Raw genomic sequence first — 25,942 nt, 5'->3', positions numbered from 1 at the left:
ACGCCGGGATACTGAGGCTTGAGCCCGATACCATCCAACGGTTCAGGGATTGCCAGCGACGGCAGAGGAGGCAGGGAAGAAATCTCAAGGGAGCACATTTGGCCGCCATGTTAATTTACATCTGCTATCTGGTCATCGCGTTTCGGGCGCCCATTGCTGCAGGCACCGGGGGCATCGGATTTCGGCAGCAACGATCTTTTCACCTGAAAAACAGTATCCTGTGTATGCCTGCACCCACTGTGTTCGTTGTGACACTCGCATCCTTCTTCAGATATGATTGAGCGGTTTATCTGCACTGGAAGTGCTGTTTCGGCGGCTTCGAGTCCGGTATTTCAAGGTCGCATGAACAAGTGCCGATTTCACAGTCGTAAACTGTATTGCCGCAGCCGGGCCGGTTTAATGGCCGGCAACGCTTCCCTATGCGCTGATGCCAGGATCAAGCGGCTGAAGGACACTGTTGTAGCTGCTTGACTGGGAACTTCCAAGGACAAGCGGGACATAGTCCCCTCCGTTCGCGATCCAGCCGTTGTCGTTGAATGGAAGTTTCAGTGTGCTGCGCGGGTGATAGTTGTACCAGAAGTTACCGCCCAGGTATGAGCCGCCCGTAATACTCACTGGCGGAATTGCAATTCCATTGAACGTGTACGGCATTGCATTCTTGACAAGCTGGAATGACACATTCCATGCGTCCATATAAGTCGCGCCGGCGAATGTGTATATGTTGAAGTCGGGGCTGATCGCCGGAAGATCGACAATGAACGCATTGTTGTAAATTGTATCGCCGGATGAGAAGACGCTGAGACCGGTCGGAACCGTGGCAGGATATATGGGTGCCAGCTCGAATTCGAAGTAACGGGTCGGGTGAGTAACCGAAATACCCGCGAGGCTGTTTTCTGCAAATACATTGCCCCATACAAGCACATCGGTGCTGTTGAATATCAGCGCTGAACTGCCCATGCTTGAGAAGTAGTTTCCGGCGATGAGCACGCTGCTTGAGTTCCATACGATGAGATTCGCAAGAGGGAAACCGTACAGGAACACTGGGTACCAGCCGCTAATGAATGGCGATCCGACTATGCTCACATTCGAAGCGCCGTACGTCTCAAAAGGCATGTAATTCCATATCGGGAATCCGAAGAATTCGAGTGCAAACTGCTGTGAAACCGGATACTGTATATAGAAGGAGGGCAGGCCCATCAGCACTGCATAGGATGATGTGTTGACCAGCATTACTCCAGGGAATACCGGGAAGAAGAAGTCATTCAGTTCGCCGAACAGCTGGTTTATCGGGTTTATCACAGTCGCAGTGATATTGTACGGGCTCTTCATAGTGCCATTGCCGCTGCTGGAAAGGTTCGCAAGCTGCATATTGTTAAATGCAAACAGGGGTGTATACACTCCCTCCGAGGCGTTGGCCGTGAGCATTACAGTCATATCCGGTCCCATCTGCAAATTGTACTCCGGCTCATAGTTGCTCATCAGGACCGCACCGGAATACACTCCCTGAGGGAGGCTGAAGTTGAACATGCCGTTCGGAAGCACAGGCGCCCATGCGGCCGATGTGTTGTTGAATGAGCTTCCGCCGCTCACAAAGAGAAATGCATTGGACGGACTGACAGTGCCGCTTATCATGATGTCCGCTCCGGCCTGTGAGCCAGAGGACAAATTCCACATACCGTAGAGCAGGGACGGCCCTGCTGTCAGGTGGGCCACTGCATTTTGAGTCCAGTAGACTGCAACACCCTCGGATGTCTCACCGGTGTCCGTCCCGAAGTCAAATGCGGACTGCACATTGTTGTAGACTCCGGTTGTTGAATTCAGGTACTGCAGCCGCATTGTGCCATTTATGCTGTAAATTGATGTTGTGCTGCCGCCTCCGGGTCCGCCTATCATGAGCTCGGCATCATAGAGCAGATACCCGGTCGGCGTGACTGTGGTGCCGCTAATCAGATAGGGTGCCGGCATTGTTGGCGTGGAAATACCGGGGGAAGTTGAATTGAAAAGCACCTCGTCATAAGATCCGCTTTTCGTGGAATGCAGGGTAGGGGAAGAGATGGAGTAGTTGAAGAACACGGCCGTCCTGTCCTGAAGCACGGTGGAGTTCAGATAGAGATTGACGGTGAAAGGATAGCCAACGCTTATCGTTGGTCCCACATCAAAATAAAACACAGGTGCTACTATGGTTCCGTTGTGTTTGTACAGACTGTTCTGCGTGAAATCAAAGGCAGGGCTCGAAAAGTTCCATATGTTGTCAAGGAAGGTCAGCGTGTGCGTTCTCTGCGAGTAAAAAAAGACATTCTGTGTCCAGAAGCTGTACGCAGGAACACCGAACAGGGTTACATTGTCCAGTACAGCATTGAGCTGAACAGTGACCGTCTGAGGCGCATCATTCAGCAGATAAAAGGGCTGGAGCCCTTTGAATGCTATGGTTCCTTCTATGCTCGAAGTCGTGGTGTTATAACCAACAATGCCTGAGCTTGTGTTAATCAGGCCGAAATCACCGATCCCCATCGGAGCCGGAGAAGAGGTGTAAAGGGGAGAAACCGTTCCCTTTGTAATCGAGACCCTGGCATTGAAATTGGGCAGGAGAGCATAATTAACAGGAACATGCCTGGATCTCAATTCATTCAGAATATTTGCCGCCCTTTGATCCGTGCTCCGCGGCTGCAGGGGAAGAGCCGAATTCAATGGCGCTGCCGCACTTTTACCGGTAAACGCTTTATCCGGCCCGGTGTGGACCGTGCCCAACGCAGTACCGAATGCGACCAGCAGCAATGCAACACAAAACACTGACAACAGAGGTTTCACTTACTTCCCCTCGGATAGAATCTCCAACTCGATATTTCAACTTTCCTTGCAATTTTATGATTATGTCCAGAAATCCTGACTTAATGCTTAACCGGTCTGTAATTGCACAACAGGTTCCTGCCGGTGGTGTTGCCATTCAAAGCAGGGAGAAAGCAGGAACATGTCTGAACGGATGGTTTGGCTGCGTGCGATTTTCGCACTGCTTTGCGCTTCCCCCCATGTGTTTCGTTCGCTTCATCCGAGGCACGGTTCCTCCAATCCACACGGTCCGGATGCCCGCGGGACTTTGCGTGATCAGGCCGCTTCCCGGACCCTCCTGAGGGCCATGAGTGCCGTCATTGTAATCCGCTTGCTGGGCCTGCCCTCTTTCTCAAGTGCAAATTGCCTGTATCCCTTTAAACCGTTCCAGGGCAGCGTAATGAAGTCCTGATGCACCCTGTCCGGAAGCCATGTGCCTTTCTTCTGCCGTTTGTTCCGGGGTATGTTCAGCGTTCGCGCCAGGTATAAAGGCGGAGGACAATGACAAGACCGGCGAGAGTAGAAATGACAAGCAGCGCCGCGTTCAGCAGCATGCCGCCGACTGTCACGCTGGTGAAACCGAGCGCCCCCTGGACCAGGAGGGCGGCATAAGTGGCCGGAAGGAAGTGCGCCGCAACCTGCCATGCGGGAGGCAGCACTGAAAGAGGATAGTAAAGCGGAGAGAAGATGCCGAGGAATGTGAAAACAAGACTGCCGACAGGCCAGACCTCCATCTGGCTCCTGACACGGCTTGCCAGGGCAAGGCCGACAGCCGAATAGAGTATCCACACTGCGAAGATGGAAGCCACGAGAACCAGCCAGGCCTCCGGCGAAACGTGCGTCACAAACGAGAGCAGTATGCCTAATACGACAAGAGCCGGCGCCGCAGGTATGAGGTTTGAGAATGCAATGCCGAAGAGATAACGGATGCGGTCAAGAGGGGAGGCTGTGAACAATTCCTGCAGTTTCATCTCGAGGCGCATTTCAGCGGCATCGCTGAGGCACCAGCTTCCTATGTTCTGTGTCGTGAAGAGCATGGCGCCTGCAACCTCGAGCGGAAAGTATTTCGGCTGCGATATCAGATGCAGGAAGTAAAGGAAGAAGAACGGCAGAAGCACCGGCACAGCAACGGCGATGGGATTGCGTGCAATCCATCGCCAGCCAACAAGCGCGAAGGCAGGAAATATCTTCCCTCTGCGTGTTCCGGCTGTCGCCATCCCGTCACTCCCGTCACCTTTCATGTGTTCATGCCTCCCTTGCCGTGCGCCTTGCCATGTAGATGCCGAAGGCGAGAAAAGCAGTGGCCTCAAGCGCAAGAGAAATTGCAGCAGTGAGTACCTCCAGGCCCGTGAGCGCCGCCATGCCGGCAGCATTTTCCACCAGCGCAACGGAGGAACTGGTCGGTATGAGCAGTGCGACAGTGCGCAGGGAGGCCTCGAAGTACCGAAGCGGATAGAAGACAGGCGGGAGTATGCCGAACATGTTGGTGAGCAGGCTCGAGTAGGGCCATATGGTCTTCATGTCCTTGAACCTGGTCGAAATGCTGTAGCCCAGTGCGGAGGAAAAGGCCCATACCGACAGGAGCGAAAGAATGAGCGCGAGTACGGAAAGAGGATTCATCGGATGCAGTATCTCCAGAAATGCGAAGAGGAGTATTACCGGAGGCAGGTAGGCAATCAGTATGCCCAGGGACATGCCGAGGAAGTACGACTCGGGGGACAGCGGACTGGCATGGTAGAGCTCGTTCAGCTTGTGGTCAACACGTATATAGGCGGCCTCGTTGAGGACACGCTGCCCGACGAGAAACATGGAATATGACAGTGAACCGATGAGTGCAAATGAAAGAAGGCCCGGAGCCCATACCCAGACAAAGACGAGCAGTGCCACCTGCACAAGTGAGCCGGTAACGACGGCAAACCACTCATGGAGCTGGACACGGATCTCCGTTGCCATGAAGCTGCTCATGCCGGTCCACATCATACCCATAGGCAATCCCTCACTCCTCCCCTGCATCGATTGATCGTCCCACGATCCTGAGGAATGCTTCTTCGAGCGTCACCGGTCCCACCGTCGCGGAAAGGCCGTTATGCAGAGCCAGGGCCATTACTTCGTTTATCCGCTCAGGGCTGGTGATTAGATGTATCGTTAACCCGTCCGGAACGATTTCACCGAATGTCGAAAGCTGCTCCCTTATCGCCTTGCCGTTGGCGACCGACACCTTCAGCGTCCCCCCGACCTGCTGTTTGATGGAGGAGGCGGTGCCCTCGATAAGAACGCGCCCGCCCTCGATGACGTAGAGACGCTGCGAGAGTTCTTCAGCCTCGTCAAGGTAGTGTGTAGTCAGCAAAATCGTGGAACCCTGCAGCGTCAGGCTGCGCAGTGAATCCCATACTTTTCTTCTCGCGAACGGATCCATGCCTATCGTCGGCTCGTCCAGGAAAAGAAGCGGCGCCTTGGTGGCTATGACAGTTGCCACCATGACCCGCTGCTTCTGCCCTCCGGAGAGCGTGACTGACAATCTGTCAGCCACTGAATCCAGTTCCATCTGACCAAGGGCCTCCGCCACCCTGGCCTTCGCCTGTTCCCTGTCTATCCCGCGGGCCCTCAGGTAGGCGTATATCTGCTCGCGGGGTGTCAGATGGTAGAAAGGTTTGCCCTCCTGCGGGACAATTGCAATGAGCGGCCGGACCTGCTCCGGGTGGACCACCACATCGCTACCGAAGATTTCCAGCGTACCCGATGTCGGCAGGAGGAGGGTTGAGCAGATGCGCAGGAAAGTGGTCTTTCCTGCGCCATTACGGCCGAGGATGGCTATCCGTTCTCCCTTCTGGAGTGTCATGGATACCCCTTTGAGCGCCTCAACGGCAGATGCACCGCGAGGATGGTATGTCTTCCTGAGTCCGACAGCCCGGAGCGCTTCACTGGTCACGGATAGCCCGAAGCATACCGTCATATAAGAATAGCCCGGGTTGCAGGCAGCAGCTGCAGAAGCGCGGATTCACGCCGGATTGGGCAGGAGCCGGAAACATTCATAGGAGGCAGTCCGGTCGCTGCATGTAAATTTCACTGCACTTATTCCTTATCAAATGAATTTGGATTTTGCGGAATGTTGTCACATTTTCCTAATCGCATTCCTTTCCTGTAGAGAATTTTGCCCGACTGAAAAACAAGCTATCAGCATACATCACCGGAGAGTGGCGGATTTTTTTGCATAATGCATAATAACAGATATATCCGCAAGCACATGAATTGAGTGGCCTGGCTGACTCTGGATTTCCTTTTCCCGGCGCTCCTTTCCGTATTTTGCATGGTCTGTATTTTCGTCACAGTGATATAAGATGCACTCCATCGTCCCCCGGAGATTAATATGGCCAGGCAGAATGTCGCCGACTTCCTGATAGATGCACTCATCTCCTCGGGTGTGAAGAGGATCTACGGCATTGTGGGAGACTCACTTAACGGCATAGCAGATGCCATACACAGACGATCCGGAGAAATTGAATGGTTCGGTGTACGGCATGAGGAAAGTGCCGCTTTTGCGGCCGGTGCAGAGGCACAGCTGACGGGAAACCTTTCAGTCTGCGCCGGCAGCTGCGGCCCCGGCAACATGCACCTGATAAACGGTCTTTACGACTGTTATCGCAGCCGTGCTTCCGTGCTTGCCATTGCTTCCCATATTCCCAGCAGGGAGATAGGAAGCAGGTATTTCCAGGAGACCCACCCGGAGCTGCTGTTCAGAGAATGCGCCCGCTACTGCGAACTTGTGTCGAGGCCGGAGCAGATGCCGGACATACTGGAGGTTGCGATGCGCACCTCGATCACCGAACGCTGCGTCTCCGTAGTGGTCCTTCCCGGCGACATTTCACTGATGGACCTTTCAGATGAAGCGCCCGCTGTTGCAGTCAGAACGGAGCAGCCCTCTGCCCGGCCGCCGGAAGATGCTGTGAGAAATGCGGCCGATATCCTGAACAGCGCTTCAAAGGTGACTATATTGGGCGGAGCCGGATGTGAGGGCGTCCACACGGAACTTATTGAAACTGCGGGCATACTGCAGGCTCCGATAGTGCATGCACTGCGCGGCAAGGAATTCATAGAGCATGACAACCCCTACGATGTGGGCATGACGGGATTTCTCGGCTTCGCTTCCGGTTATTACGCAATGATGAATTCCGATGCGCTGCTCATGCTCGGGACAGACTTCCCTTACCGCCAGTTCTACCCCCAGCATGCGAAAGTCATACAGGTGGACATTCGCGGAGAGCAGATAGGCAGGAGAACAAGGGTTGATCTCGGGCTGCTCGGAGATGTAAAGACAACGCTCATTGCGCTCAAGCCGTATCTGAAGCAGAAGACAGATGCGGACGGACACCTGAAAACCTCTCTCGACCATTACAGAAAGACAAGGGCGGATCTCGATTCACTCGCCACCGGAAAGAAAGGGAAGACGCCAGTGCATCCGCAGTATGCCGCAAGGACAGTCGACAGACTGGCGGCGGAGGATGCAATATTCGTCTGCGACGTCGGAACACCTACGCTCTGGGCGGCCCGTTATCTCACAATGAACGGGAAGAGAAGGCTGATAGGCTCATTCTCGCATGGATCGATGGCAGGCGCGCTTCCGGTTGCAATCGGGGCACAGGCGGCTTTTCCGGGACGACAGGTGATTTCGCTCTCAGGCGACGGCGGTCTTTCAATGCTCATGGGCGAGCTGATGACGCTCCGCCAGCACAAACTGCCTGTGAAGGTCGTCGTGTTCAACAACAGCGCGCTTGACTTTGTGGAGCTGGAGATGAAAGGCGCAGGTATTATTCCGTACGGGACAGATCTTGTCAATCCTGATTTTGCGAAGGTGGCAGAGGCAGCGGGTATACCCGGATTTAAGGCCGAAAAGCCCGAGGAGGTTGAGCCGGCGATTTCCCAGGCGCTGAAACATGATGGTCCTGCCCTCGTGGACGTTGCTGTCAACAGGAACGAACTCATCATACCGCCGGGCATACATTATGAGGAGATCAGGGGATTCACGCTATACATGGCAAAGGCCGTTCTGAGCGGAAGAGGCGACGAAGTGATCGATCTTGCCAGGACAGCATTGTTCAGATGAACACCTGATCCATTGAACATATACTGCAATTCTTCCTGCAGATCCTGTGTACTCTCAGAGAATGTGAGAGCAATACTTGCCAGGAGGCAGGCAAGGGACCTGCATGAATACCTGTTTGGTCATGGGAAAACTCCCATAATCAAAGGAAGTAAAAGCCGAAAGTCCACGCTGTCTCATCCTCATGCGTGCAGATTCAAACGTTCACTCTGAGAATCTCACAGTTATCTTCAGGCAGTGTGGCATTCTTCCGGTAAATTCATATCGGCATTAAGCTGCGTCTCAATGCTTCTCAACACCTTTTCAGGTCCTTTTCTGTCAACTGTCACTTTGATGCCCCCATAATCTCCAAGACTTGTTTCCACTACCCTTCCAACGATGATTGACTGTCGCGGAGTCAATCATGACAGTTGTAATGTCATTCATTTCGTATGGAGCAGATTTTCAGACGTCAGGCGGAACGCACTTGCCAGGGGAAGACCATCGGCGCCAATCACAAGCCTTCCGCTTCCCGGATGCGCCTGACAGAATGCGTCCAGTCCGGCTCGGGAATAGACCCTGCCCCCGCCCTTTACCTCAATACCGAGAATATTTCTTTTGTCCCAGAGAACAAAATCTGCCTCCTGATTTCTATGGCGCCAGTAGGAAAGCCGAATGCCTGTTCCAAGGGACGAGTTCCACAGGTGCGCTCCAACTGCTGTCTCCACGATTCTTCCCCAGAATTCACGTTTCCTTTTAGCTTCCTGAAGTGTAAATCCCGAAGTGGCAGTCATAAGCGCGGTGTTGAGCACCAACAGCTTCGGCATGGATCCCCTTTGCCTCACCTTTGCGCCGGAGAACTTCTGAAGACCCGCAATCATTCCGGCCCCAGCAAGAAGTTCAAGATAGTGTGCCAGTGTCGTTGTGTTTCCCGCGTCCTGGAGCTGGCCGATCATCTTCTGATAGGAGAGTATCTGTCCTGAGTATTCACAGCCAAGAAGGAACAGCTGCCGAAGCAGTGCGGGTTTATCGACGCGAGTCAACAGAAGCACATCACGCGATATTGTTGTCTCGATCAGAGAATTCAAAACGTATTGCGCCCACCTTCGCTCATCATTCACGAGATGTGCAGCACCGGGATATCCGCCGTAAAATATGTACTGATCCAGATTCCATCCGAATGCCTGTGACATTTCGGTAAAGGACCAGTGAGGAACATGAATGGTTTCGAATCTGCCGGCCAAGCTCTCTGAGAGTCCGTGTTGAGTGAGAAGTTGAGCAGAACCCAGGATACATACATGCAGTCCCCCTCCCTTTGACACCTCCTCATCCCACAGCTTCTTCACCACTTCCGACCAGTCCGGTATCTTCTGCACCTCGTCCAATATCAGCAACCCTCTCCTGCCACCTTGTTCACCGGCTAGTCTCCTGGCGACATCCCACTGCTCTTCAATCCAGTAACGATCCCTGAGGCCGGGCACATCGGCTGTGGCATAATGGGCCGGTAATCCCGAATACTTCATCGCCTGAGTCGCCATAGTTGTCTTTCCAGCCTGACGCGGTCCTGTCAGGACTTGTATGAACCGACTCGGTTCTCTCAAGCGATTGAGCAGGACGTTCAGGATTGGGCGTCGGAACGGGTAAGCAGTTTCGATATCTGACATTTTACTCAATATATTAAGTAATTTTACTCATCAATTTAAGTATTTTGGTTGAAACATCTATTGCAATCTTGGCAAAAGCGATTTCATTCGGGTGTCAACAGGCCGACCAATCGCCCATGAAGATCTCCGTCAAGAAATTTCTTGCACGTTTTGTGCATCTCTGTTAAGTCAAAAATCAGAAAAGTTGTCACGAATGACAATGCATCATGCCCTGTAGTGTGCTTGACTTGTCCGCTTGGTTCAGACCCATCGATACTGTAACGCCGGACAGGCTGATTTCTGTCGAGTCTATGATAGAAAAATCTGAATGTCAATAACTCTCCTTGCGAATGCCTTCAATCCAGCTGAAAAGGCTGGTATTACAGGAGAGACCTTTCCAGTTACAGAAAATAAGCTACATTATTGTCGCTTCTGCCTAGGATGACACTTTCGGGCAGTCAACAAATCCAGTCAACTGCCTTGGTCGGCACACATTGGGCGGCTGCTCGCTTACCCTTCACTCTGTCCCCATTATTCCGAAGCTTCGACATATTCTTATCTTGAAATGACATCTCGCTCATAGATGCAGGAGGAAGAACCTGATAATTGGAATTGGCTTGAGGATCATTTGCACTTTTTCCAATTTCAAACCATGAAGCAGGTTCGCTACAAACTCACTAAGATACTTAATAACAATCTACTGCCAAATTTCACCGATCATTCAATTTCACATTGTGATCGCATCATTTCAGTGGCTCATCGATTGTTGGGCCAAAATTTGGCCAATAATGACACCAAATCACTGACTAAAGATGAGCTGTTTATATTTGCATTAGCCGTCTTGTTTCATGACGTCGGAATGCAAGTCCCCCGGGCCCATGGTATCAATATGCCTGTAGATGAACTCACTAATGACGAATACGCGGTAATAAGGGCATCTCACGGGAAAGCTTCAGGATATCTAGTCAGGGAAATTGCCAAGGGAAATGACAACATTCTTGAGGTAGGTTTGAGCGATGGTGGTGTTCGTCGATATTTGCCCTTTGTAGCTACACTCTGTGAGCGGCACCAATCGTCCGTTGAGTTTGATCCCCACGAAAATTCTCCTCTTGGCGAGGGCAACGTTCGCATTGGCGTTCTTACCGGTTTGCTCAGGATTTCAGATGAACTCGATTGTAGCTTCAGGAGAGTTGATATGAGCAAGATAGGTCAGTATGGGCTTTCTCCTGAATCCATACTTCATTGGCTCAACTGCTACTACATCGATGCTGTGACTATCGAAAACGGCTCAGTTCGAATCTGTGCTTCGTATCCAGATTCAATAAGCGGACCCGTAATTTCATATCTCTCCGAGAATTTGTTAGGAAAACTTGGCAGGGAATTAGGAATCGTTGAAGATGCATTATGGGATAATAACATAAAACTGCATTTCCCTCGAAAGCTACAGACTACGGATTCGGCCCTATCCTCAGTTAAGCAGGGTCTTCCAGAAAGTGTTCTCGATATTATCAGGCCAAGGTTGACTACCGCCGCACCCAAGAGAGTTGAGAGCATTCCATCTTCGGATGCCGACATCATCGAAGGCGATGACTGGATGTCTTATTGGAAATTCATCGGAAATCCTTTCATAGATATTCCAATGGCTTTTGGGTCAGATAGATTCGTTGAAACACCCTCTTCAAAAACGATCTTAAGCGAAGTTGGCGGTTATCTGCGTGGGAATAACGGCGAGTTAAAACTCTTGATAGCAGGAAGAGGATTTGGTAAGACAACACTGTTTCAAAGCATCAAGAGCAGATTTGATTCTAGGTATGACGTGATCATGACTGACGTCGCCGACAGAATTTCGAACGTCAGGACTTCAGCAGATATCTACAACATAGTCTGCAAATCGATATACAGAGGAGTTACAGGGAAAGGTGAAGATATCGACTCGGAGAGAATAGTCGAGGCAGTCCGTCTCGGCAATAAGAAGATCATTTGTGTTGATAGTCTTGACAGGTTGCCAAGTGATAAAGACCCACTAGTTGTCGATTTCTTTAAAAGCTCGCAATATCTGCTTTCGAGATTGCGGGAGGTTTCTATTGTTGTGTTCGCATGTGCAGAGAGGTGGGGTCAGTTTCTAAGTTCAAGTGAACTCTCATACGTGGGCTATCGAAACGCATGGGAGCTGTCTCCATTTAGTACTCAGGATGTACAAAACCTGTTGGAAAGACGACTAATTAGCTCAGGATCCTCTTATGATAAAGTGTTCGCACAAGGCTGCTCATCTTTGTTTAGAACGCTTAGTGGTGGCAATCCACGGCAAGCACTCATTCTTGCGGAAGCCATTTGCAGATACGGAGCTCAAAAAAAGCAGACCGTGATTTCCAAGGACTTTATCATCGAACAATACCAGAGAGATTTTGACAACGCCATTGGAAAATCCATTGACAGACTAGTGCTCGTTGACTCTGAAGCTAGGGATGGCATGATATCCATCTACCACTACTACTTGGAGATGGAAAGACGCGGAATGAATGCAGCAGAAGGATGGAACTACCTTATTGAACTCGTGGAGCGTGGTCTGCCTGCCGACAAAGTTCAACCCTCCTTTATTACTCCACTAAAGTATATCGCGAATCGAAGTCTTATGCTAAGCAATGGCTCCTCAGTTTATGCTGCTAACAAAGGGTTGAAATCTCTCTTCAAAGGGTTGAGGAAGGACAATTACTCCGTGAGGGACTTTGTGACTTACTATTCCACCAATCCAACCCCACCCGAGTCGAAGGATGATGATCTTGAGGTAAGATTCAAGAGTCCTTTACTCCTGGGTCCAGACATAATCTTTTACGAAAATGCAAGGGAAATTTACATAAGTTTGAGACGGTCCACTGCGCCTCCATTCCAGATAATATCTATGGCATGGGACTGTGTTGAAAATCTGATGTTTGCAATATTATGCAAGTTAGGAAATACTGATGTTGATGCGCTTATCGTGAAGAAAGAAGAGTGGTTCTACGAAGACAAATATGGTGTGAAGAGATATGTCACTGGCTCAGGGAGATTGCGAGCTGAACACGCTCAACTTGTGACTGGGAAATTACTTGAATGCCTAAAGTCTAAACACATCTGGATGGACTCTCTTAATAGCTTGATATGGATTAGGAGCGCAAGAGGGAACGTCGTACGCGGTAGGACGGAACATCTATCAAAGTATGGGAAAACCGACCAAGAACTATGTCTGAAACATTTGGATCAGGTATTCCGCGAGTTGACCAAGATTTACGGTTGATGGTGTTTCTGAAGCATTTGCTTATGTATTCTGCCAATGGGGATAATGATTGCCACGGAAAACCTCATCAAATAGGCCACTGTGGATTCCTTGATCGTGCTAGAGACGATATTGTCTCAAATCTGCCTCAATCTGCTATGATTCAATTCCAGAAACTGTCGCTTAATATCTGTTTGTGGTTCGGGTAGAATTTACGCCTATGCTTAGCATTTTAAGGTGTATTGCCCATCTATTGTTGATGGTGGACAGAGACTGAGGAGAAGGAAGACTGCGAAGAACGTACTCTCCTTCTTCAAGGAGCTGCGACGACACTATCCGGCGGAGCAGCGCATTCACATGATAATGGAAAACCTGTCCGTCCATTCAACAGAGGACATAATGAAATGGGCGAAGAAGAACAGGGTCTCCTTCGCACCCACACCGACAAACGCTTCATGGCTCAATCCCGTCGAAACACACATAGGTGACATTCAGCGCCTGGCATTGAAGGATACAGACTACAGATCAAGGCTGGAAGTCGATGCAGCACTTCAGAGTGCCATCAGGTACAAGAATGCGCACAGGAAGGAGATGCTCGAGAACAGGGAGAGGAGGAAGAGAGACAGGAGAACCGCAAGGAAAAGAGTTATCTGGAAATTCAGGAGACAGAACTCAGTTATTGAACACGGCACTAGATTAGTCAGTCGTGGTTATACTTCGGTCTTTGAAATTGACCTCTGCTTCCGCAGACTCATGGTGAAGTAGCTTATATCCAATAGCACGCACTGATCGCAAGCAGTCAAAATGTAATTGGACATCGAAAAGAGGGACCCCCTTTTGTAATCAGTGAAGTAATAAAGGATTATCTTGACCCCATTTTGTCTTATTTCCTGAAGAACAGGCACGAAGTCGGTGTCGCATGCAAGTAGTATTACGGTCTTGATGTTAGGGTAATTCTCTTTCGTGAGCGTGAGCAGATCCATTGTGAGCAGCGTATCTACTCCCTTTTGGCGATACTCACCATCCACGTATTGCAGTCTGCCTTCTCTGACATTAAAGCCTGAAATCCTCCGCACTCTAGAAGTGAAGCGGTCGTACCTCGCCCGCTTCTCTGCCTCTTCCGTTGTGGGAACAGCAGATTGAAAAGGGGGAGCTGTGTAAAGATAGACTTCTTCGCACCAGAGGTTCTGAGCCTTTGCTAGGTTTATCGCGAATTGGTTGATATCTATCTGGAGATAAGTGCCTCCTCCTAGGAACTTAGAAATCTTGCTGAGATACCCATCATCTATGAAAACAATAGTCTTATCCAACTAAAACCCACCACTTAAAAAACAAAAAAAAGAAAAGAAGATTATTTCATCCGGCGTCCCCTTGGGAACACCGGGGCTCATTGTGATCACTGATTATCACTTCGATATATTAATATATTCCTGATCAGAAGGTGCCGCTTGATAACCATAGAAAGGAGAAATGATTGCCGGGTGCACCTTCTGCGGCTGTAGTTGAGCCCGTCTTTCATAGTGTTTGACCCTCCACTGTCATTTTAGTGTCGTTTATCTGGTCTTGTCGACCAGAAGAAGAGAGGTGGGCCCTATGTGCCTGTATAATTCGAATAATTGCTTCAGTCTTCGTGACGTTGTTCTTTGCTGCAAACTGTACAATCCACCCGTAGAGTTCCGGATCCAGGCGGAATGTGACGAGTTGGCTTTTGATCGATTCTCGTTCCACTTCCTGCGCTGTTTCTACCGGATCTTGATTGGCATTGGCTATGAACCGTTCTTCAAAGACCTTTCTTCTCCCTGTTCTGACTTGACGATAAGCATTAGCCAGTCGCATGACATAATCTTCGTAGTCCTTCTGACGTTCAGGCACCTTTAATGATTGCAGTTGTGATTCCACGACGGGATTCTCAAGAATCGTCTGCAGTCGCTCTGCAACTGCCCACGGAATCACCTTTTCCTTGCGCATGGCATCCCCTTTTGTCCTGTACTTAACCGCTACCTTTCCACCTAGTTTTTCCTGAAACTCGCCAAGCTTGAGCGTCTTCGTCACTCGATTGGTATCAGGACGACCATCGTCTTTAAACCAGTTTAACCTCCTTGCAACTTCTCTCCTTTTGGTTATGTCTCCTCCTTCGATCTGCTCCATGATCTTGTAAATGCCTTTGGATATCTCCAGTGCGGATATCTCTCCACGGACCAAGTTTTCGTGAAGGGACGCAAGAGTAGCTTCTGCATCTGAAACATTTGACACAATACAGTCTGCGTGACTTTTGCCCAGCTGCTTTAGAGCCCTCAACCTTCTGCTTCCTTCGTAGACTTCATACTGGCCTGGTTGCCCAGGGATCTCTCTCACTCGAAGCGGGTTTTGCAATCCAGTTTCACTGATACTCTTTGCCAACTTGTCCACTTCATGCTGGTCCCGTTCAATGTCTCCCATCCTAACATTCGACTCGCTGATAATCAGGTCAGGTATTGCTATCTGCCTTCTCACACCACTGACACGATCTGTCATTGCCAGCAGATAACTCGCTTTTTGTATTTAAGCTCTCTGTTATTCACTGTATTACAATGAAATACGATGCAATATACTGTATTCTGTTAAATGCAGGTATCTTATAGCCAGAGCGTCCTCAATAGTCGCTGTTCAAGTGGCTTTTGTATGTCACGAGAATGGCTTCTCCTTCATAAATGGTCCTGATGAGTAGAGTTCGGACTCCCCTCTATGTTACTTTAGTATATCAATCGCGGCTCTGGTTAAGCCCTAACTTCCGCTGATTTGCGTAATCTGTCCTGCGTATCGTTGTTTTTGAGTGCAAATCGACAGACAGATCTAAATAGTAGATTGCTTGCACTCCCCATTGAGGGGACTTAGCTGACTGGGCACTGAAACACAGAGTGAAAGATACCGATATAAGGCATCTTAACGGACAGTAATACCTTTACCGTGTAACAAGCAAATATGATCCGGCAATAAAGAGGTCAAGGAAGATCAAACTCGAATGTCCCGGAAAGATAACACCCGACGGTCTTCTCAGACCGAAGGCTGTCAGGATGATGGATGAGCTGCAGTCCATAACAAACAGGGAGTACGGTGTATCGACATTCATACTTTCCGAATGCTCTGACACAATAGACCTTCTGAAAGCACACTTCCCAGATGAATGGAAAGAGATTGCTGTGTGCTCTATAATGCGGTTCTTCCATTCGGCGCCGATGAAGAATATGCTCCTGCACTACGTGTCATCGCATCTGTTCGATGCGCTGCCTGATGCAGGGATATCTCCTGAAAGCGTCAGCAACCTGCTGCACGACACAGGACTGAGAAGGCAGAGAGTTGTCGATTTCATGTCAAACTTCGTTCAGGGGGAGCAGTGCGTCATAGACCTGTCGCACGTGTTCTCAAAGAGCGACAATATGGTGGAAGCCACGCTCGGCCACAACTCCGGTGGTGGCTTCATTCCGCAGCTGAACAATGTCCTGCTTACATATGTCAGTGGCAACCGCCTCTCATTCTTCAGGATGGTGCAGGGGAGCATAGGCGATGTGTCCACCATAAAATTGACGATTAAGGAGGCCGGCATTTCATATGCCGATGCCTTTCTGCCATGCTCCTCGACACGGTGCAGATGCCTGTCCTCCTGTACTGTGCAACCAGCTGTCTTACCCTCCTTGCGGTAACGCTATACTGTATGGCAATACGTGAGACAGACCAGTCTTTCCTGTGGACTGTATGATTGCAGATGAAACGGATCTGTGTCTCGCTTAGTTTGGCCACAGGGGTTATCGGAGGGGGTGAAATAATTGTTGTGCTCGACATAGTGCGAAACAGATGTCCTCTTCCAAAGCACTACCCCTGTCCTTTTTAAACCACTCTGTGAAATTTCCGAAACGGACGCCCGGGCATTTAGCACTCTTGATCCACGGGCAGAATTCTGCCCGTATTTTTCGACCCCTACGTGGCTTTTTCTCTGACCCCTAACATGTGGCCCTGAAAAAGCGGTCACATGTTCGAAACGGTCGTATGTATGACCGCATTTATGACCGAAATGTGACCGTACAGACTCTGGCCTAAATCAGACGGCAAAACGAGACAGTGCTCAATGCCCTTTCCGCAGGCCGCACCTTGCAGAGGTAGCGGCAATGACGGGCCCATCAGAGCGTCAGGCAAGTAGAATCTGGCAGCAGGCAGGGTTATATAAGGCGAACCATCCAGAAGAGACCCGCCCACCGGCATCGCAACCCGACACCGAAACCATCGCGCTGACCGAAACCGAGCGTGCAGCTATCAGCAGATCAGCAAGAAACACGCTGGCGAGAACAATCGAATCTCGATGCGCAGGTCAACTAAATTGCCCACACTTAGTGTTCCACCCTCCCCTCTGCAATGGGCATGCAGGAGAAGATCCGAAAATCGGTAATGGATGAGGTGGTCAGCCAGAATAACAAGCATTCCAGACAAATTGTGTAAAATGTGTATCAGCAGATTTTCTGATTTGCTCGGCGGCCCACATGACCTATTGCCCGAGAGCCGAGACATTAGCCAAAATCGCCCTCTACAGCTTGATTGAAAAGGCACTTTCATCCTCGTAAGATTGGAGTACAGATATCGATGACTTGAAAGCGCTGCCGGCGGATGCTGGGAGATGTGCTCCTAATTTGCTATGATCTTTGCGAGTCCTTCCGGCCTGCACCCCAGCACGATCGAGTATTTCATGCTCCCGGAGCATTTAGAGGAAAGTTAAAGAAAATGTGGCCTTGCACATAAAGTGTAATTCCAGTGTGTTCGTGAATTGATTTTTATTGTGGGCATCCCATCCTGGTTTAACACGAGCACGAAGCTCAAAACCGGGGATGGGATGCTTGAGAAGAGATAGTGCAAACAGCATACGTAAACGTTGCGGAAGCAGGTGCCATGAAAGGAAGAGGGACTGGAGAAAATACAACGAATGGCAGTGCAAGGAGATCGTCCTCGCATGCACTGTGTTGAGAGGACTTGTAGACAACTCAAGGGTGCATTACTGGGAGAGGAGGGACGGCAGACCCAGAATAGCCAGGAGGGACATTGTGCTGTGCCTCTTGGTTAAGGCATGCCTCAATGTAAGCTGCAGGAGGCTCACAGGTTTCCTGAGCCGTATACCGCACTTCAGCACACTTGCGGCATACAACAGGATGCCTTCCATGGAGGTCACGCTGAAATCGCTCCTTGGGCACACTGCAGAGGGTGCATGGAAGGAGGAGTCTATCATCGCGATTGACTCATCTGGCCTGCTCCTCCACGGCTCAGGCTCATGGAGGAGCAGCAGGTACAGGGAAGGGAGGAAGGATTACGGAAAGATACATGTGCTTTCAGGCACAGATTCGCTGATGACACTGGCTGTAAGGACAACGAGAGGGACATGGGATGACAGCACACGGCCCGGTCAGCTCATGAATGAAGTGACGGAAGGCTCCACCGTCACAGCCGTGGCAACAGACATTGCCTACTGGAATCTCTACAGCGTATGCGCTGATAAGGCGACATGGTGCGCAGCGAACGGGACTGGCGCATATCGATGCAAATTTGTCTTTTCAGTTTCGGATAGAATGCGTGGAAACCCGCATGGCGCAACCATTATCAAAGTATCGATATATTCGCTGAGCAATGGCAGGCGATGTCATAAATTTCAACGTCTCTTTCTGGAAATCACAACTGGAACAGTTGGGTTATCCGGTGAAAGAAGAGATGCTGGATATAGAAACATTGAGAAAACAGCGAGTGTTCCCGCCTAACTTTCAACCTGCCAGAGTTTTAAGCATGTTTTCCAACAGCTTCATTGAAATCGCGATCGTGGAGGTTGATTCGGGCTCCGGCTTCTCGAGGAGTCTGTGCACCCAGACGGCAAGACGCTGGAAGGAGAACAGGCTGCTGAAACCGCTGCTGCTGTTCACAAACAGGTATGAATCCTTTGCCGTGATAGTTCCGGGCAAAGGCGCTTACGGTGAGGCGAAGATACTCAAACTCGCCGACCGGCTTTACAGGACGGACATCGAAGTGCTGAACTCCATCAGATACGTTGACAACCCTCAAGAGCTTTCACATCTCTACGACACTTCATTCTTCCCCTATGAGAAAGTGCGCGAAGAGTTCTTCGAAGGTTATCGGAGACTCTATCAGGATATCGAGAAGGCAGTCAGGCCGTTTCTGGGAAAGCACAGCACATCGTATGCGCAGAGATTCCTTGGCAGACTCATGTTCCTCTATTTCCTGCAGAGGAAAGGCTGGCTGAGAAAGAACAGGAGGTTCATCGACACCATCGAAGGCTATAGGCATCTCAATGAGCTTTTCTATGAAAGCCTCAGCAGAGAGGGTACAGATGGCATCCCCTTCCTCAACGGCTCCCTGTTCGAACGCGAGGAATACATGACCGATTCTATGGAACGGAAACTTGACCGTGTAATGGATGGCATGTTCAGGGATGCCAAGGACTTCTTCAACCAGTTTAATTTCACAGTTGATGAAACAGCCCCTCTTGAACTGGAGGTAAGCATCGATCCAGCCCTGATCGGAACTGTCTTCGAGAACATGCTGCCGGAGAATGAAAGGGGCGGCAAAGGAACGTTCTACACGCCCTTGAATGAAAGCTCATTCATCTGCAGGAGGGCGCTTGCTGAATATCTCGGCAGCCATGATACTGTCGAAGAAGCTGAAAAGAGTGAGAAATTCAGGGATGGATTGCATGCGCTCATCGCAGACATGAAAAGCAGGAAGAGCGAGAAGGAAGTCAGGGAATTGCGTGAAAGACTGCTCTCTTTGAGGGTGCTAGATCCTGCAGTTGGTTCAGGCGGGTTCCTTCTGGTGATTATGAACGAGATCATAGCGCTGATACAGGAGGCGGAAGCGATTGTAGGGTGGAAATCAGATCCGGAGGCACACAAGAAGAGAATATTGCCCAACCTGTACGGTTTTGACATAGAGTCAGAGGCAATCGAGATTGCCCGACTCAGGCTCTGGCTCTCGCTGATAATAGACGAGAAGGAACCTGAACCGCTGCCGAATCTGGATTTCAACATTGTCGCCATTGACGACTCGCTGCAGCTGCCTGATGGCCAGCGCACGCTTGACCAGGAAACGGAGTCGGTCAGGGAGCAGTACAACCGCATTCACGCCGTGTATGTGAATGAACACTCTCCACATGAGAAGGCAAAACTGAGAAAGGAAATGGCTCGCTTGAGTGCTGAAATATCGAAGCGGACGGGGAACAGCCCATCTGTCATCGAAATGCACATGCCGCAAAAGGCTCAGATACTGGTCATGAATCCACCGTACGTAAGGCAGGAGGGCATTCCACAGGCCAGGAAGAAATACTACACCGACAAGTTCGGCATCGACAGGAAATCCGACCTGTATGCGTATTTCTTCATCAGGGCGCTCAATCTTGTCTCAGACGATGGTGTCCTGTCCGTCATAACATCTGACAAATGGCTTGAGACTGGTTACGGTATAACCCTTCAGCGGCGGATAAAGGACAATATAGTCGCAATATACGGCCAGAGGGAGAGGAGCTTTGGTGCAGACATCAACACCGTTGTTACCGTATGCACTTCGCGGCCAAACAGCAAACCCGCCATAGATTTTACTTACCTCGAGACTTATGGGCTGGAAAAGGTTCGACTGCATTACGCCATCCCGAGGAAGGGCCTCCAGCCCGGTAAGTGGTTCTACCTTCGCGCGCCGAAGGTGTTCATGGAAAAGATACTTCCAAAACTCACACACAAACTCGGAGATTTTGCTGAAATTAAATTTGGGATTAAAACCGGCGCTAACGACTTCTTCTACATGAAGGACGTAAGCCACCTATACGAGACCGATTATCTTGCAAATCCGAAGAAGTTCGAAGAGTGGGGAGTGAAGACGAAGGAAGAAAGTGGGTTGAAGGATCAAGGGCTCATCTATGTAGAAAATGAGAGCAGAGAAAGATACGTAATAGATAGTACCGACGTCATTCCGGTTGTAAGGAGCCCAAAGGAGACTAATACTTACATCATTAAGAAGCCCAAAAAGTACGCATTTTATCCAGACATTAAGAGAGAACCAGGTCAATTTTCGCTTAGGTATATTCATCAAGCGATGAACCGCGAGTTCGTCATTCAGAAAGGAACCAAGAAAGGAAGTGTTGTGATTGGGGTCCACAAATTGCAGAGTGTTTCAAACAACTCTCCAAAGTGGTATAATCTTCGAAGGCTCGATCCTGCGAATTTGATTTCTAACGAAGTTGTAAACGATCGGCATTTCACTTTATACTCTGTTAATTCCACATTGGCTTCTGATATGTTTGTACTGATTTATCCAAAGCAGACTGAAGTGGCGACTATTTTCTTGTATATGAATTCATCAATCTTTCACGTTTGTAAAGAACTTCTTGGTAAGAGAATGGGTGGAGGTGCATTAAAGATTCAGGTAAATGACTACGAACAGATGCCCGCACCGGATTTGGGCAAGCTGGATTTAGCAAACGTTGGTGTTTCATTGAACAGAGAAGCAAAGAGATATTTTGAAGAGGTCAAAATGGAAGACAGACAAAAGTTAGATATCGAAGTCTTAAGAGCTATAGGCGCCAATAATTTTCCACTAGCTGAGTTTTATAAAGAATACGTTGACCTAGTTGATGATCGTTTGATCAAGGCCGACAGGGGATTGAAATCACAGGGGGCAATAAATGACCAGGATAATTGACAATTCAAAGGAAAAACTGTCTGCAACCCTGAATAACGCTCTTGAAGATGCGGATGATATCGCCATTGCATCCGCCTACTTCAACGTAAATGGATATGGTGAACTGAAGGACGCCCTCAGGAACAAACCACTGAAGTTTCTTCTTGGCCGCGCCCAGACTGAAAGCGTAAAATGGGAAGAGGAGATTATCAGAGAGCTTGAGGAAAACGAGGACGAACGCCGTTATTTCGAACTTCTGCAGAACGCAGTTGAATTCTTTGAAGGTGAAAGGGTCAGTGTCAGGGCTCTGAAGGGTCCCTTCTTTCACGGCAAGGCGTACATCGGTGCCGCTCCTGCACTGGACAACCTGAAGAGAGGGATAGGCGTCGTGGGGTCAAGTAATTTCACAAAGGGAGGCCTTGTCACCAACAGGGAACTCAACATGCTGAACACGGATAGGGAAGTGGTCAATGAACTTGTGTCATGGTTTAACGGTGCGTGGGAGCATTCGACAGATTTCAAGGAGGAGTTTCTGTCGGTACTGAAGAATTACGTTACCACAAGGAGCCCTTATGAGGTAGCTGCAAAGGCACTGTATGAAACTTACAAGGATACACTTGATGTTTCTGTGGAAAGTCAGAAGGTGCTCGAGACACTTATGCCGCACCAGAAACTGACAGTCAGGGACGCGCTGCTCATGCTTGAGCGGTACAACGGCGTGGTTGTTGCAGACGCTACCGGACTTGGCAAGAGCAGGATAGCTCTCAGCCTTGCCCTGAATGCCATAAGGGAGGGAAAGAAATGCCTTCTCATAGCACCAGCAAGCGTCCTTGCCACCACATGGAAACATGAATTTGCCAAGACGCATATCTCTCTCGACGAAACCATCTCAACCGAGTCACTTTCCGATCATCCTGATTATTTCGACAACAAGAAGTTTTCCGACGTGGGCCTCGTCATTGTGGATGAAGCGCACGATTTCAGGCGCCCCTCCACTAACAGGTACGGTGCTCTAAGGGATCTGCTGCTCAGGACAAAGGCACAGGTGGTGCTAGCAACCGCCACACCGGTAAATAACAGCCTGATGGATTTGTATTCGCTCCTGTCGCTTTACCTTCCCGAGGATTGCATTACCGACATCCTTGACCAGACGCTCAAGGGTTTCTTCACTGCAAACCAGAAGAGATGGCTGAGGGGAGAGCCCATCGATTTGGAGAAGGTTCTTGAGCGCTTCATCGTGAGGCATTCGAGAAGGCTCGCGGTTGCGCTCGGCGAAGGGAAGCTCAAATTTCCCGAAAGGGAACTTGACATGGATCCGCTGACGCGATACGATGCCAGGATTGATTACGAGAAGATAGACGCGCTGCTCGACAAAATGAATTTCATGTTCTACGACCTGTCCATAGACAGGCTAAGTGGTCAGTTGAAAATGCCGGACGGTACCCCAGTCCCGAAGGCGGTTGAGCAAAGCAAAAGGGACAACCTGAAGAAGCTGGTCAAGGCAATTGTAATCATCGGTATATTCAAACGCCTCGAAAGCAGCTCGAAAGCTTTTGAGGATACACTAGGCATGCTCCGTGACTATATCGAAAAGGCAATCGCATTCGCTGACGAAAAGAGCTATTTCATTCCGCCATCATTCAGGAACGATCCGCTGTTCGATTTTGACGAGGAGCTGCCCTCTCCCGAAGATATCTTCAGGGAAGGGAAGTACTCGGAAATCAAGGAAAGGTGCAAACTGACCCGGGATGAAGTGGCGCAGTTTGTTGCAAAGTGCAGGGAAGACGTTACGACTATCGACTCACTTCTCTCGGAAATTCCTGCAAATGATCCGAAGTTCGCTACCTTTGCATCGAGATTAAGCGTCATAACCAAAGCCATTGCCTCAGATGATAACAACGGCGTCATAATATTTTCGCAGTTTACCTCAACCGCGACATACCTTTACGACAGGCTTTCCAAGTCATCGGCTGCATTGCCCGTAATGATGGTTACCGGAAGCATCTGCAGGGATGCAAAAGGGCGCAACAGAGAGAAATCGGCGATAATCGAAGAGTTCCAGAACAATGGCGGCATACTCGTCAGCACCGATGTTCTGAGCGAAGGGCAGAACCTGCAAAACGCGCAGTACGTGGTCAACTACGATTTTCCATGGAATCCTGTCGTTCTAATACAGCGGATTGGAAGAGTCGACAGAATGGGTTCCGTCCACGACAAGGTGTATGTGAGCAACATACTCTCCGTGAACGGCAACCGTGACGATCCCAAAACGCTGGAACATTTTCTAGGCCTCATGGGGAAGCTTTACAAGAAGTTAGATGCTATACGCGCCACAATTGGTATCGACGCAACGACACTCGGCGAGGAAGCGGATCCAAAGGATTTTGGATTACAGATTGAAATGTCAAAGGGAAACTTTTCTGCAATAGAGAAGCTTTCTCGGGAGCTCGAGCAGTTCACGAGCGATCCTCTCGACACACTCGCAAAGATAATCCAGGACAGATCCATCGAATGGCTGGAGAGGATACCCGATGGCATCGGCGCCTTCAAGAAGGGGGACAGGGACGCCATGTTCGTGCTGTTCAGGAACGGCCAAGATCTTTACTGGCGTACCAAATACTTCGACGGTGACAGGGAAATAAGCGACTCTATTAATGACACTGTCTCCATACTGCTTGATGGAGAAGCCGAAAATCATGGAGAGAGGATCGATTACGGTCGTTTGCTTGAAAGAATGAGGGAAATGAAGGAATCGCTCAGAATGGAGCTTAAGAAAAGACGGCAGAGAGAGATAACGACGGGAGGTACCCCTCTAAGAGCGACAAAAGCAGTGAAGGAGATATTTGACGAACTTGCAAACAGTGGGGGAGATGGCGAAACACTTGCTGCAAGGTTCAGAGCCAGATCGAACACTCAGAGTCTTGTTTCTGCCCTGAATAAGGCAAGGAAGGAGGGCAGGCTCATCGATAAGGCGAGGGAACTGCTGCAAGAGTCGACCGATTCTGGTCAGGAACCAGCAGGACAGGCAGGCGGATTGAAGCTTAAGAGGGTGTGCTGGTGCTGGATTCAACCTTCGAAACAGGTGAGGTCATCACCGACAAAGACGACATGAGAGGAACAGGCCAGATGAAGTTCGGTAAGACTGGATTTCATAAACAAACGACTGTAGACTATTGAGTCTGGGTTGCTTGATCATTAAGCGATAAAAGCTCGTAACAAGTTTAGTGACAGGTTGTGGTTTGGCGCGTATGAACACTGCCAGGACCCTAACAACATACTTTTTCTGAGAACCACGGCCTATCTGCAGGTAGTAAATATCTTGTCATCCGTCTCGATTCCTGGTTATTCATAATCAGGAAATGGCTCTATCAGTGCGCGCAACTTATTTGCGATCCTGTCGGTATCTATTAGTTTGGTCCCGCAATAGAACAATAATGTTTGACACCAAAAATTATAAGCCCGCCATCTCTATTCGAAAATGCACAAACGGTTTTGATCCAACCGTCCGCGCCATCGATGCTTTCCTTAAACTCAGCCGTTGACGACTCTCCGTTTTGAATCAGCCCCCTTACGTAATTTTCATCAGCTTTTATTGATACGTCACAAGCCAGAGTTGTCATCCTGTTTGCTTCAAACTCTCATCTATCCAACACCTTGTCGGATTGTTTACCAACAAGACCGATTACGAGATGCTCTGGGAAAAATCCATTGTCAAAGACGAAAGCGCCCTGTGGTTCACATACCTCAAAGCGCTTTGGTGGATTGAGTCTGGACAATGCTCTGTTTGAAGATGCTGACTGGATCAATGGAGAGAAATACGCCTTCAGAATCAACACTTCTTTGAGCGTGGGAACCTTGTCATTTGCCTACTAACCGACGTGGACGTGACATTCATATTGGCTAATTTGCATCTGCGATCTGGCATCAGGAAATAAATTGTCGGTGTCCAGCCGCGCCATGATATCGGCACACGTGTAAGTTCATCTATCTCCTGTTGCGGCCCTGCAAACACAGGGCTCTTGGAAGATAACAGAGGTTCATGCATCCAACGCAGGTCCGGTGCACAGGTTAACAGTCACATCTCAACCGGTCATTCCTCACAAAAGTACACTAGGCAAAAACAACGCGGGCAACCCTTCAATCGATATGTCATTGTCATTGGCAAGACGTTCAAAAAACATCCAGCCCTTAGAAGGTTAGACCGCAACACTGAAAACGGGGTCATAAAGATTTGAGGATCTTATATTTGAAACCGCCAGTTGCAGAACAAAGTCAGTGACCGGTACATTTTTCGATCAAAAAGACATGTCCTCTCCGGGATGGATGAAATCCCGGAGAGGTAATAGAACACATGTCGGAAATGGATGTGGATGAAAGGATAAGAAACTATTGGCGGAGAAAGGAACTGATGCTGTCCGATGAGGACAGTGCAAGACTGGATGAACTTGC

General features: G+C 49.6%; 16 protein-coding genes. 7 read left to right on the top strand and 9 right to left on the bottom strand.

The window, feature by feature from the left end; genetic code table 11:
• Positions 1-417 precede the first annotated feature (417 nt).
• The 4 genes from KIS29_05355 to KIS29_05340 all read right to left on the bottom strand — a co-directional run bounded on the left by KIS29_05355 (position 418) and on the right by KIS29_05340 (position 5,755).
• Positions 418-2,622 carry a thermopsin gene (locus KIS29_05355; protein ID MBX8639749.1) on the bottom strand — a complete coding sequence of 735 codons (2,205 nt, stop codon included), beginning with the start codon at positions 2,620-2,622 and terminating at the stop codon, positions 418-420.
• 671 nt (positions 2,623-3,293) lie between these two features.
• Positions 3,294-4,067: an ABC transporter permease gene (locus tag KIS29_05350; protein MBX8639748.1), complete on the bottom strand. Its 774-nt coding sequence runs from the start codon at positions 4,065-4,067 to the stop codon at positions 3,294-3,296.
• A gap of 4 nt (positions 4,068-4,071) precedes the next feature.
• Positions 4,072-4,818, bottom strand: coding sequence for an ABC transporter permease (locus tag KIS29_05345; protein ID MBX8639747.1), 747 nt, complete (start codon positions 4,816-4,818; stop codon positions 4,072-4,074).
• A 4-nt stretch (positions 4,819-4,822) separates the two neighbouring features.
• On the bottom strand, positions 4,823-5,755 hold the full coding sequence (locus KIS29_05340) for an ABC transporter ATP-binding protein (protein ID MBX8639746.1): 933 nt from the start codon (positions 5,753-5,755) through the stop codon (positions 4,823-4,825).
• Positions 5,756-6,193: 438 nt separating this feature from the next.
• On the opposite strand from KIS29_05340, the gene poxB reads away from it, so the two are divergent.
• Positions 6,194-7,927 carry a ubiquinone-dependent pyruvate dehydrogenase gene (gene poxB, locus KIS29_05335; GenBank protein MBX8639745.1) on the top strand — a complete coding sequence of 578 codons (1,734 nt, stop codon included), beginning with the start codon at positions 6,194-6,196 and terminating at the stop codon, positions 7,925-7,927.
• A 227-nt stretch (positions 7,928-8,154) separates the two neighbouring features.
• On the opposite strand, the gene KIS29_05330 is transcribed toward poxB, so the two are convergent.
• Complete coding sequence (locus tag KIS29_05330) at positions 8,155-8,325, bottom strand: hypothetical protein (protein ID MBX8639744.1); 171 nt, start codon at positions 8,323-8,325, stop codon at positions 8,155-8,157.
• Positions 8,326-8,346: 21 nt separating this feature from the next.
• On the bottom strand, positions 8,347-9,567 hold the full coding sequence (locus tag KIS29_05325) for an ATP-binding protein (protein ID MBX8639743.1): 1,221 nt from the start codon (positions 9,565-9,567) through the stop codon (positions 8,347-8,349).
• 868 nt (positions 9,568-10,435) lie between these two features.
• Between KIS29_05325 and KIS29_05320 the strand changes: the two genes are divergently transcribed.
• A complete protein-coding gene (locus tag KIS29_05320) occupies positions 10,436-12,820 on the top strand; it encodes an ATP-binding protein (GenBank protein ID MBX8639742.1) in 2,385 nt (794 codons plus the stop codon).
• 216 nt (positions 12,821-13,036) lie between these two features.
• A complete protein-coding gene (locus KIS29_05315) occupies positions 13,037-13,564 on the top strand; it encodes a transposase (GenBank protein ID MBX8639741.1) in 528 nt (175 codons plus the stop codon).
• Here the strand turns inward: KIS29_05315 and KIS29_05310 are convergent.
• Together KIS29_05310 and KIS29_05305 are read right to left on the bottom strand one after the other, a co-directional pair.
• The gene (locus KIS29_05310; GenBank protein MBX8639740.1) at positions 13,510-14,109 is read right to left on the bottom strand and encodes an NYN domain-containing protein; all 600 of its coding nucleotides are present in this window, start codon (positions 14,107-14,109) and stop codon (positions 13,510-13,512) included. The genes KIS29_05315 and KIS29_05310 overlap by 55 nt on opposite strands.
• Positions 14,110-14,314: 205 nt before the next feature.
• Positions 14,315-15,313 carry a ParB/RepB/Spo0J family partition protein gene (locus KIS29_05305; GenBank protein MBX8639739.1) on the bottom strand — a complete coding sequence of 333 codons (999 nt, stop codon included), beginning with the start codon at positions 15,311-15,313 and terminating at the stop codon, positions 14,315-14,317.
• A gap of 539 nt (positions 15,314-15,852) precedes the next feature.
• Here KIS29_05305 and KIS29_05300 point away from each other — a divergent pair.
• The 4 genes from KIS29_05300 to KIS29_05285 all read left to right on the top strand — a co-directional run bounded on the left by KIS29_05300 (position 15,853) and on the right by KIS29_05285 (position 24,605).
• Complete coding sequence (locus tag KIS29_05300) at positions 15,853-16,479, top strand: hypothetical protein (protein MBX8639738.1); 627 nt, start codon at positions 15,853-15,855, stop codon at positions 16,477-16,479.
• 1,182 nt (positions 16,480-17,661) lie between these two features.
• Positions 17,662-18,570, top strand: coding sequence for a transposase (locus tag KIS29_05295; protein ID MBX8639737.1), 909 nt, complete (start codon positions 17,662-17,664; stop codon positions 18,568-18,570).
• Between the two features lie 25 nt (positions 18,571-18,595).
• Entirely contained in the window at positions 18,596-21,514 is a 2,919-nt protein-coding gene (locus tag KIS29_05290) for an Eco57I restriction-modification methylase domain-containing protein (protein MBX8639736.1), read from the top strand.
• The gene (locus tag KIS29_05285) at positions 21,498-24,605 is read left to right on the top strand and encodes a DEAD/DEAH box helicase family protein (GenBank protein MBX8639735.1); all 3,108 of its coding nucleotides are present in this window, start codon (positions 21,498-21,500) and stop codon (positions 24,603-24,605) included. The genes KIS29_05290 and KIS29_05285 overlap by 17 nt, the downstream gene beginning before the upstream one ends.
• Before the next feature lie 295 nt (positions 24,606-24,900).
• Here KIS29_05285 and KIS29_05280 read toward each other — a convergent pair whose 3' ends face one another.
• Positions 24,901-25,113 (bottom strand): putative DNA binding domain-containing protein, encoded by a 213-nt coding sequence (locus KIS29_05280; GenBank protein MBX8639734.1) that lies wholly within the window; start codon positions 25,111-25,113, stop codon positions 24,901-24,903.
• Between the last annotated feature and the right edge of the window lie 829 nt (positions 25,114-25,942).

The organism is Candidatus Sysuiplasma jiujiangense (assembly GCA_019721075.1).
Lineage (GTDB): Archaea > Thermoplasmatota > Thermoplasmata > Sysuiplasmatales > Sysuiplasmataceae > Sysuiplasma > Sysuiplasma jiujiangense.
This window is presented reverse-complemented; position numbering and strand designations above follow the sequence as displayed.